We start from the raw sequence: 8,889 nt of genomic DNA on the forward strand, positions 1-8,889 counted from the left end.
GGGGGATTTCATCCCCCCAGACCCCCCTGAGCGTATTTGCAACGAGAAGAAGCAGCGGGGGTCAGCCCTGGTGGCCGTAGCCTTTCATCTTGTCGAGGACGCGGTCGATTTCCTCGGGGCTGAGAAGCGGCGGTTCGCCGAAGGGCAGGCAGCCGAGATACTGTTTCGCCAGCGCCTCGACCTCGACGGCGAGCCACATCGCCTTGTCGAGCGTCGCGCCGCAGGCGATCAGGCCGTGATGCGCCAACAGGCAGGCGGCGCGGTCCTGGAGTGCCGTGACGGCGTGCTCGGACAATTCCGCCGTGCCGAAGGTCGCGTAGGGGGCGCAGCGGATGTCGCGGCCGCCGGCCGCCGCCACCATGTAATGCAGCGGCGGGATGTCCTTTTCCAGGATCGCCAGCGTGGTGCAGGCGGTGGGATGGGCGTGGACGACGGCGCCCGTCCCGGGCTTGGCGCGCAGGATGTCGAGGTGGAAGCGCCATTCGCTGGAGGGCTTGCGGTCGCCCTCCGTCGTGCCGTCGAAGCCCATCCAGACGATATCTTCGGGGCGCATCCGGTCGTAGGCCATGGCCGACGGGGTGATCAGCATCCCCGCGCCTTCGCGGACCGAGATGTTGCCGGAGGTGCCCTGGTTCAGCCCGCTGCGGTTCATCTCGCGGCAGGCCGCGATGATCGCCGCGCGCGCCTCGGTGCTGCCCTGTGCCATGCCTGCCCTCCTTGCCGGCCGCGATGCTGTCGCGGACCGCGGGGAATGGCAAGCGGGTCAGGCGTCGCGTTCGGTGGTGAAGGCCAGCGGGTAGCCCTGGCGCCGGCCCTTCTCGGTCGCCTGCATCGCCTTGGTCTCGGCGATCTCGCGGGTGTAGACCGCGACGACGCAGGCGCCCTTGCGATGCGCCGTCAGCATCACGCCGAGCGCCTCGCCCTCGGTCATCCGGAAGATCGCCTGCAGCACCGAGACGACGAAGTCGCGGGGCGTGAAGTCGTCGTTGAGCAGGATCACCTTGTAGAGCGGCGGGCGCTCTGTCTTCGATGCAGGCTTGGTCTTCGGGCGGCTGCGAGTCGTGTCCATCGCCGGGGCCTCGCGGTGGCGCTTCGGGGCCATCCTTGCGCACAGTGTCGCAGACTGCGGCGGCCGGGTCGAGCCCCGCGGCGGGCCGGCCCTGGCGCCGCGCCGAATCCGGTGTAGGCTCGGGGCATCGCAAACGAGGCAGGACACCGATGCCCGAGGACGCAGGCACCGAATTCTGGCGCGGGATCAAGCCGATCGAGACGGTGTTCCAGCCGGACGCGAAGCCCGAGGTGTATCTGGAGAACGCGCCCACCGACGACGAGCGATTCTACGTGCCGTTCACCGAAACCGTCTCGTCGCGGCCGCTCTGGATCTCGCCCGAGAAGAACATGTGGTGCGACATCCTGATGGCCAAGGCGGCAGGGCTGGTGAACCGCCACTATCACCCGCACGAGGTCTTCGCCTACACGATCTCGGGCAAGTGGGGCTATCTGGAGCATGACTGGATCGCGACCGCCGGCGACTTCGTCTACGAGACGCCGGGCGAGGGGCACACGCTGGTGGCCTACGACCATCCCGACCCGATGAAGGTGCATTTCAAGGTGACCGGCCCGCTGATCTGGCTGAACGAGACCGGCGAACCCGACGGCTATTTCGACGTGCACCAGTACCTCGCGATGTGCCGGGCGCATTACGACGCGGTGGGGATCGGCGCGGATTATGTGGACCGGCTGATCCGCTGAGCCGGGCGGCGTGCCGTTGCCGGCCCCGGCCGGAGCGGCTATGTCTCGGGCGGTGCCCCGACAGGAGACGCGCCGATGACCGAGATCGCCCCCATCGCCTCCCCGGGCTTCGACGGCCCCTGGCTGACGGACCCGCAGCACCACGCCTGGCTGATGCAGGACGCGCGGCGGCAGCTGCGGTTCTTCGACGCCAGCCTGCGGTCGGATGGCGGGTTCGACGTGCTGGATGTCGACGGCACCCCCCTGCCCCGCGCCGGGCAGGAGCTGCACACGACCGCCCGGATGATCCATTCCTACATGCTGGGCAAGGCGATCGGGCATCCGGGTGCGGACAGGATGATCGACGCCGGGATGGACTATCTGTGGACCCGGCACCGCGACGCGAAATGGGGCGGCTATGTCTGGGGCGTCGACGGCGAGACGGTGACCGACGGCACGAAACTGGCCTATGGCCACGTCTTCGTGCTGCTGGCCGCCGCCAGCGCGCGGCTCGCCGGGCATCCGGAGGCCGACCGGCTCCACGCCGATATCGCCGAGGTGATCGAGCGGCATTTCTGGGCCGAGGAGACGGGGCTGCTCATCGAGGAATACACCCGCGACTGGTATGCCTTCTCCTTCTATCGCGGGATGAACTCCAACATGCATGGGGTCGAGGCGATGCTGGCCGCCCACGAGGCCACCGGCGAGGCGCTGTGGCTGGAGCGGGCGGGCCGCATCCTGGACTTCTTCACCGCCCGCATGGCGCCCGATTACGACTGGCGCATCCCCGAGCATTATTCGGTGCAGTGGGAGGTCGACCCCACCTATTCCGGCAACCCGATGTTCCGCCCCGCCGGCACGACGCCGGGCCATTCGCTGGAACTGGCGCGGCTCCTCTTGCAGCACTGGGATCTGGCGGGGCGGCCCGCGACCGGCGCGGATACGCGCGCGCGCCACCTGATCGAGCGGGCGCTCGGGGATGCCTGGCTGCACGGCGGCGGGCTGGCCTATACGGTGGATTTCGACGGCAGCGTCCTGAGCCGCGACCGCTACTGGTGGCCGGTCAGCGAGGGGATCGGCGCGCTCGCCAGCCTGATCAAGCTGGACGGGGCGGAGGCGGCGCGGGAGTCCGACGAGGACTGGTACCGGCGGCTGTGGCGTTATGCCGAGACGGCCTTCGTCGACACCGCGCGCGGCGGCTGGTTCCCCGAGGTGGACGCCGACGGCCGCCCCGCCGCGCGGCAGTTCCAGGGCAAGCCGGATATCTATCACGCGCTGCAGGCCGATCTCTATCCGCTGGCGCCGGGTCTGTCGCGGCAGGCCGGGGCGCTGATGCAGGGCCGCGCGGCCGCGCCGTTCGGCTGAAGGCCGGAGACCGGAGGGCTTGGCCCCGACCGCGTTTTCCCGGTAGAGTTCGGCCGAGGCGGCCCCGCCCTTGTCCGGCGGCCGCGACAGGCGGGAGGGGCTGCGATGGAACGGCGGGGATTTCTGGTGACGGGACTGGCGGCGGCCCTCGCCGCGACGGGCGCGCCCGCGCCGGCGCGGGACAAGCCCGGCATCTACTATCTGCCGCGCAAATACGTGCCGCGCGTCGTAGCGTTCGACCGGGGCCGGCCCGGCGAAATCCATGTCATTCCGGACGACTTCGCGCTGTTCTTCATCCTGCCCGAGGGCAAGGCGATCCGCTATGCCGTGGGCATCGGGCGGCCCGGCTTCTACCGCGCGGGCGAGTTCTATGTGGGCGCCAAGCGGGAATGGCCGAGCTGGACGCCCACCCGCAACATGATCCGCCGCGACCCCGAGACCTACGGCCCCTATGCCGGCGGCGTGCCGGGCGGGCGCACCAACCCGCTGGGCGCGCGGGCGCTGTATCTCTATCAGAGGGGGCGGGGCGACACGCTGTTGCGCATCCACGGCACCAACGTGCCCCGGTCGATCGGCCACCGCGTCTCCAGCGGCTGCACCCGGCTGATCAACAAGCACGTGATCGACCTGTACGACCGGGTGGCGCTCGGCGCGCGGGTGGTGCTCTATCCGGAAGCGTGACGTCTCGAAAAGCCTGACGCCGGGGGGGCGCGCGCCGTCCGCGGCGATGTGGTGCCCGAGGCGAGAGTCGAACTCGCACGGTATCGCTACCGGCGGATTTTGAATCCGCTGCGTCTACCATTCCGCCACTCGGGCCGCCTGCCTTCGATTACCGCCGGGCGCGGCGGCCGTAAACAGCTATTTTGCCCCGGCCGGCCCGGCGCCGGCGCTTGACGGCATCGCCGGGGCGTGGATTACAGCATGTCGCGGTCCATCGGATTCACTTGCCGCCCCGAACGCATTCGCTTACGCGAACGCTGCCTCGGGGCGGCGCGTGACTGTGCGACTCCACGCGAACGCGACACGCCTGAACGGCGCGGGCAGGATAGAAGGCAGGACATGATCAGGCGGCTCTACGACTGGACGATCTCGCTCGCGGCATCGCCCTATGCGCTCTGGGCGCTGGCGGTGGTGGCCTTCGTGGAAAGCTCGGTCTTCCCGATCCCGCCCGACATCCTGATGATCCCGATGATCATCGCCGCCCCGCGCCGCGCCTTCCTGATCGCCGGCGTCTGCACCGTGTCCTCGGTGCTGGGCGGCATGCTCGGCTATTACATCGGCTACGGGCTGTTCGAGAGCGTCGGCCGCCCGGTCCTGGAGTTCTACGGCAAGGACGCCTATTTCGACGAGTTTCGCGGCCGCTACAACGAATGGGGCGCCTGGGCCGTGCTGATCGCCGGCATCACGCCGTTTCCCTACAAGGTCATCACCATCCTGTCGGGGGCCACGGGGCTGAACCTGGCGGTGTTCACCGTCGCCTCGATCATCGCCCGCGGCCTGCGCTTCTTCGTGGTCGCGGCGCTGCTGTGGCGGTTCGGCGCACCGATCCGTGATTTCATCGAGCGCCGGCTGGGCTTGATGTTCACCCTGTTCGTGGTGTTGTTGCTGGGCGGATTCCTGGTGGTGAAGTACCTATGACACGAAACATGCTGATCCTGATCGCGGCGGGCGGCTCGGCCGCGCTTCTCCTGGGGGCCTGGGGCTCGCAATATATCGGCGGGCTCCAGCCGTGCGAGATGTGCATCTGGCAGCGCTGGCCGCACGGCGCCGCCGTCCTGATCGGCGTGGCCGCGCTCCTTCTGCCCTGGGCGATCCTGCCGCTTCTCGGCGCGCTCTCGGCGGCGATCACCGGCGGCATCGGCGTCTATCACACCGGGGTCGAGCGCGGCTGGTGGGAGGGCATTACCGAATGCTCCGGCACCGGCGGGCTGTCTAACCTGTCGGCCGACGACCTGATCAACCCCAATATCGAGGCCGGCCCCCCGCTGATCCGCTGCGACGAGGTGCAGTTCGAGTTCCTCACCCTGTCGATGGCCAGCTGGAACGCGCTGATCAGCTTCGGCCTCGCCCTGATCTGGCTGATGGCCTGGCGGGCCACGCGCCCCCGGTGAGTCGGCGAAGGGTCAAGGATGGGCACCGCCCACCGCCGCAGGCGTCCTTGAGGCTTCGGCGACTCGCCCCCATGATCGACAAGGCGCCTTGAGGGGCGGATCGCCCCCTCAAGCGCCTCTCAGCAAACTGTCCGCCCCCGGAAAACGAAAACGACGCCCCGAACGGAGCGTCGCCTCACCGATTTCAGAACGAATCTTGCGCGGCAGCGCGCCGCTTGGTCATCCCTCGCCCAGCTTGCGCATCCGGGCGAACAGCGACGAGGTGTCCCAGCGGTTGCCGCCCATCGCCTGCACGTCCTTGTAGAACTGGTCGACCAGCGCCGTGACCGGCAGCGAGGCGCCGTTCTCCTCGGCCGTGGCCAGGCAGATCGCCAGGTCCTTGCGCATCCAGTCCACCGCGAATCCGTGCTCGAACTCGCCGTCGAGCATGGTCTCGTAGCGGTTCACCATCTGCCACGACCCCGCCGCGCCGCCGCCGATCACGTCGACCACCGCGCGACCGTCGAGCCCGGCCTTCTCGGCGAAATGCAGCCCCTCGCTGAGGCCCTGCACCAGCCCGGCGATGCAGATCTGGTTGACCATCTTGCACAGCTGCCCGGCCGTCACCTCGCCCAGCCGCTTGGCGAGCTTGGCATAGGCGTCCATCATCGGCTCGGCGCGGGAATAGGCATCCGCGTCGCCGCCGCACATGATGACGAGCTGGCCGTTCTCGGCCCCCGCCTGCCCGCCGGAGACCGGCGCGTCGACGTATTTCACGCCCTTCTCGGCCGCCGCGTCGTACATCTCGCGCGTCACCGCCGCCGAGACGGTAGTGTGGTCGATAAAGACCGCCCCCTCGGACATCCCGGCAAAGGCGCCGTCATCGCCCAGGCAGACGCTGCGCAGGTCGTCGTCGTTGCCGACGCAGGCCATCACGAACTCGGCGCCCTCGGCCGCCTCGCGCGGGGTCGGCTGCGCCGCGCCGCCGTGTTCGCCGACCCATGTCTCGGCCTTCGCCGCGGTGCGGTTGTAGACCGTCACGTCGTGCCCCTTGGCCGCCAGGTGGCCCGCCATCGGGTAGCCCATCACGCCGAGTCCCAGGAATGCCGCTTTTGCCATGACGTGATCGTCTCCCCATTGCTATGCCGGATCGCCCCGTCTAACTAACGGCTCCAGTCTTGCGGTCAACCCGAGGATCACGCGCGCATGGCCACCGCCTTCCGTTGGCTCCTGAGGCTCTTCACCCTCGCCGCCGGGCTCGCGATCGCCGCGCTGTTGCTGGCCTATTTCCTCGCCGCCCGCTCCCTGCCCGACTACGACGCCACGGTCGAGGTCGCGGGGTTGAGCGCCCCGGTGGAGATCGTGCGCGACCACGCCAACGTGCCGCATATCTTCGGCGAGAGCGACGCCGACGTCTATTTCGGCCTCGGCTTCGCCCATGCGCAGGACCGGCTGTGGCAGATCCTGATGCTGCGGCGGACGGCGCAGGGGCGGCTTTCGGAGCTGTTCGGCCGGCGCACCTTCCGCATCGACGAGCTGATGCGGCGGCTCGACATCTACAACCGCGCCGTCCGGTCGGTCGAGGTGCAGGACGCCGCCACCACCGCCGCGCTGGAGGCCTATTCCGCCGGCATCAACGCCCGCCTGCAGCAGGTCAACGACGAGGCGCTGGGCCGCGGCGCCCCGGAATTCTGGCTGTTCTCGCCCGAGATCGCGCCCTGGCAGCCGGCCGATTCGCTGGCACTCGTCAAACTCATGGCGCTGCGGCTCAGCCCGCATATCGCGCAGGAGGTCCGCCGCGCGCGCACCTCGCTCCTGCTGCCGCCCGAGCGCGTCGCCGACATCCTGCCCGACAGCCCCGGCGCCGGCATCGCCGCGCTGCCGGAATATGCGGACCTCTTCCCCGACGTCCCGCGCGACACCCGCGTGGCCGAGGTCATGGACCCGCTCGCCCCCTTCGCCGCCCTGCCCTTCTCCGGCGCCTCGAATGCCTGGGCGGCGGATCCCAGCCGCTCGGCCAGCGGCGGCACGCTTCTGGCGAACGACCCGCATCTGGGCTTTTCGGCGCCCTCAATCTGGTATCTCGCCCGGCTGGAGCTGGCCTCGGGCGGCGTCATCGGCGGCTCGATCCCGGGGATGCCCGCGCTGCTCGTCGGCCGGTCGGAGCGGTTCGGCTGGGGCCTCACCTCCTCCTATCTCGACGACCAGGACCTCTATATCGAGGAGCTGGACCCCGACGACGACAGCCGCGTGCGCACCCCCGACGGCTTCCGCGCGATGGAGACCCGCAACTCGATCATCCGCGTCAAGGACGAGCCCCCCGTCACCATCACCCTGCAATGGACTGAGAACGGCCCGGTCCTGCCCGGCCACCATTTCGGCCTGGCCTCGGTGACGCCGCCGGGGCATGTCGCCTCGCTCGCCTGGACGGCGCTGTCGCCCGCCGACACCTCGCTCGGCGCGGCGCTGGCGCTGATGCGGGCGCAGACTGTCGAGGAGGGGCTGGCCGCCGGCGCGGGCTATGTCGCCCCGAGCCTGAACCTGACGCTGGCCGATGGCGACACGATCGCGATGAAGACCGTGGGCGCGATGCCCCGGCGCGACGCCGATCACCAGACCAGGGGCCGGATCCCGGCGCCGGGCTGGATCGAGACCAACCGCTGGCAGGGCTATTTCAACTACCAGGCCAATCCCGAATTCGTGGCCCCCGCCGGCGGCATCCTGGGCAACACCAACAACAAGACGGTCGACCGGCCGTTCCCGCTGCACGTCTCCTATCACTGGGGCGACACCCAGCGGGTCCAGCGCTGGCGCCGGCTGATGCAGGCGCGCGAGGTGCATACCCGCGAAAGCTTCATCGAGGCGCAGCTCGACACCGTCTCCTATTCCGCCCGCGCGCTCCTGCCACTGGTCGCCGCGGATCTGTGGTTCACCGGCGAGGCGGCGCCGGCCGGCACGCCGGAGCGGCTGCGCCAGGACGCGCTGCAGCTCCTGGCCGACTGGAACGGCGAGATGAGCGAGCACCTGCCCGAGCCGCTGATCTACGCCGCCTGGATGCGGGCGCTGCAGGAGCGGCTGATCCGCGACGAGCTGGGGGCCTTCGCGCGCGAGTTCACCCATGTCGAGCCGGTCTTCATCGAGCGGGTGTTCCGCGACGTCGACGGCGCCGGCGCCTGGTGCGACGTGATCCAGTCGGCGGCCGAGGAAAGCTGCACCGACGTCGCCCGCGCGGCGCTGGACGACGCGCTGGTCTGGATTTCCGAAACCCACGGCCGGGCGCTGGAATCGCTGCGCTGGGGCGACGCGCACACGGTGCGTCACGACCACCAGGTGCTGGGCGACGTGCCGGGGCTGGGCTGGATCGTCAACATCCGGCAATCGACCTCGGGCGGCGACCAGACGCTGATGCGCGGGCTGACCTCGGGGCGCGACCCCGACCCGTTCCTGAACGTCCACGGCGCGGGTTTCCGCGGCGTCTACGACTTCGCCGACCCGGATTCGTCGGTCTTCGTCATCGCCACGGGACAGTCGGGGCACCCGCTGTCGCGGCATTACGACGACCTGGGCGAGCTGTGGCGGCGCGGCGAATACATCCCGATGTCGCTCGACCCCGAGCTGGCGCGGGCGGCGGCGGTCGGGGTGACGACGCTGCGTCCGCGCTGAGGGGCGGGGTTTTCGGACGGCTGCGCCGTCCGATCCGCCG

The 8,889-nt window shown here is 69.9% G+C and carries 9 protein-coding genes and 1 tRNA gene; 6 read left to right on the forward strand and 4 right to left on the reverse strand.

The window, feature by feature from the left end; all coding sequences use genetic code 11:
• Positions 1-61: 61 nt before the first annotated feature.
• Together P1J78_RS23070 and clpS are read right to left on the reverse strand one after the other, a co-directional pair.
• Positions 62-706: an L-fuculose-phosphate aldolase gene (locus P1J78_RS23070; protein WP_275569738.1), complete on the reverse strand. Its 645-nt coding sequence runs from the start codon at positions 704-706 to the stop codon at positions 62-64.
• Positions 707-763: 57 nt separating this feature from the next.
• Positions 764-1,069, reverse strand: a complete 306-nt coding sequence (gene clpS, locus P1J78_RS23075) for an ATP-dependent Clp protease adapter ClpS (protein WP_275569739.1) — start codon at positions 1,067-1,069, stop codon at positions 764-766.
• A 149-nt stretch (positions 1,070-1,218) separates the two neighbouring features.
• Here clpS and P1J78_RS23080 point away from each other — a divergent pair, with 149 nt between their 5' ends.
• The 3 genes from P1J78_RS23080 (at position 1,219) to P1J78_RS23090 (ending at position 3,777) form a co-directional block, all read left to right on the forward strand.
• Complete coding sequence (locus P1J78_RS23080) at positions 1,219-1,752, forward strand: 2,4'-dihydroxyacetophenone dioxygenase family protein (RefSeq protein ID WP_275569740.1); 534 nt, start codon at positions 1,219-1,221, stop codon at positions 1,750-1,752.
• A gap of 75 nt (positions 1,753-1,827) precedes the next feature.
• On the forward strand, positions 1,828-3,096 hold the full coding sequence (locus P1J78_RS23085) for an AGE family epimerase/isomerase (RefSeq protein ID WP_275569741.1): 1,269 nt from the start codon (positions 1,828-1,830) through the stop codon (positions 3,094-3,096).
• Positions 3,097-3,201: 105 nt separating this feature from the next.
• Positions 3,202-3,777: a L,D-transpeptidase gene (locus P1J78_RS23090; RefSeq protein WP_275569742.1), complete on the forward strand. Its 576-nt coding sequence runs from the start codon at positions 3,202-3,204 to the stop codon at positions 3,775-3,777.
• Positions 3,778-3,826: 49 nt separating this feature from the next.
• Here the strand turns inward: P1J78_RS23090 and P1J78_RS23095 are convergent.
• Positions 3,827-3,912: transfer RNA gene (locus tag P1J78_RS23095), tRNA-Leu, on the reverse strand.
• A 243-nt stretch (positions 3,913-4,155) separates the two neighbouring features.
• Here P1J78_RS23095 and P1J78_RS23100 point away from each other — a divergent pair.
• Together P1J78_RS23100 and P1J78_RS23105 are read left to right on the forward strand one after the other, a co-directional pair.
• The gene (locus tag P1J78_RS23100; protein ID WP_275569743.1) at positions 4,156-4,734 is read left to right on the forward strand and encodes a YqaA family protein; all 579 of its coding nucleotides are present in this window, start codon (positions 4,156-4,158) and stop codon (positions 4,732-4,734) included.
• Positions 4,731-5,207: a disulfide bond formation protein B gene (locus P1J78_RS23105; RefSeq protein WP_275569744.1), complete on the forward strand. Its 477-nt coding sequence runs from the start codon at positions 4,731-4,733 to the stop codon at positions 5,205-5,207. The genes P1J78_RS23100 and P1J78_RS23105 overlap by 4 nt, the downstream gene beginning before the upstream one ends.
• 219 nt (positions 5,208-5,426) lie before the next feature.
• Here the strand turns inward: P1J78_RS23105 and P1J78_RS23110 are convergent, their stop codons facing one another.
• Positions 5,427-6,305, reverse strand: a complete 879-nt coding sequence (locus P1J78_RS23110) for an NAD(P)-dependent oxidoreductase (RefSeq protein WP_275569745.1) — start codon at positions 6,303-6,305, stop codon at positions 5,427-5,429.
• 87 nt (positions 6,306-6,392) lie between these two features.
• On the opposite strand from P1J78_RS23110, the gene P1J78_RS23115 reads away from it, so the two are divergent.
• Positions 6,393-8,849 carry a penicillin acylase family protein gene (locus P1J78_RS23115; RefSeq protein ID WP_275569746.1) on the forward strand — a complete coding sequence of 819 codons (2,457 nt, stop codon included), beginning with the start codon at positions 6,393-6,395 and terminating at the stop codon, positions 8,847-8,849.
• The last annotated feature ends 40 nt before the right edge of the window (positions 8,850-8,889 follow it).

This window comes from Psychromarinibacter sediminicola (assembly GCF_029168335.1).
In the GTDB taxonomy this organism is placed as follows: domain Bacteria; phylum Pseudomonadota; class Alphaproteobacteria; order Rhodobacterales; family Rhodobacteraceae; genus Psychromarinibacter; species Psychromarinibacter sediminicola.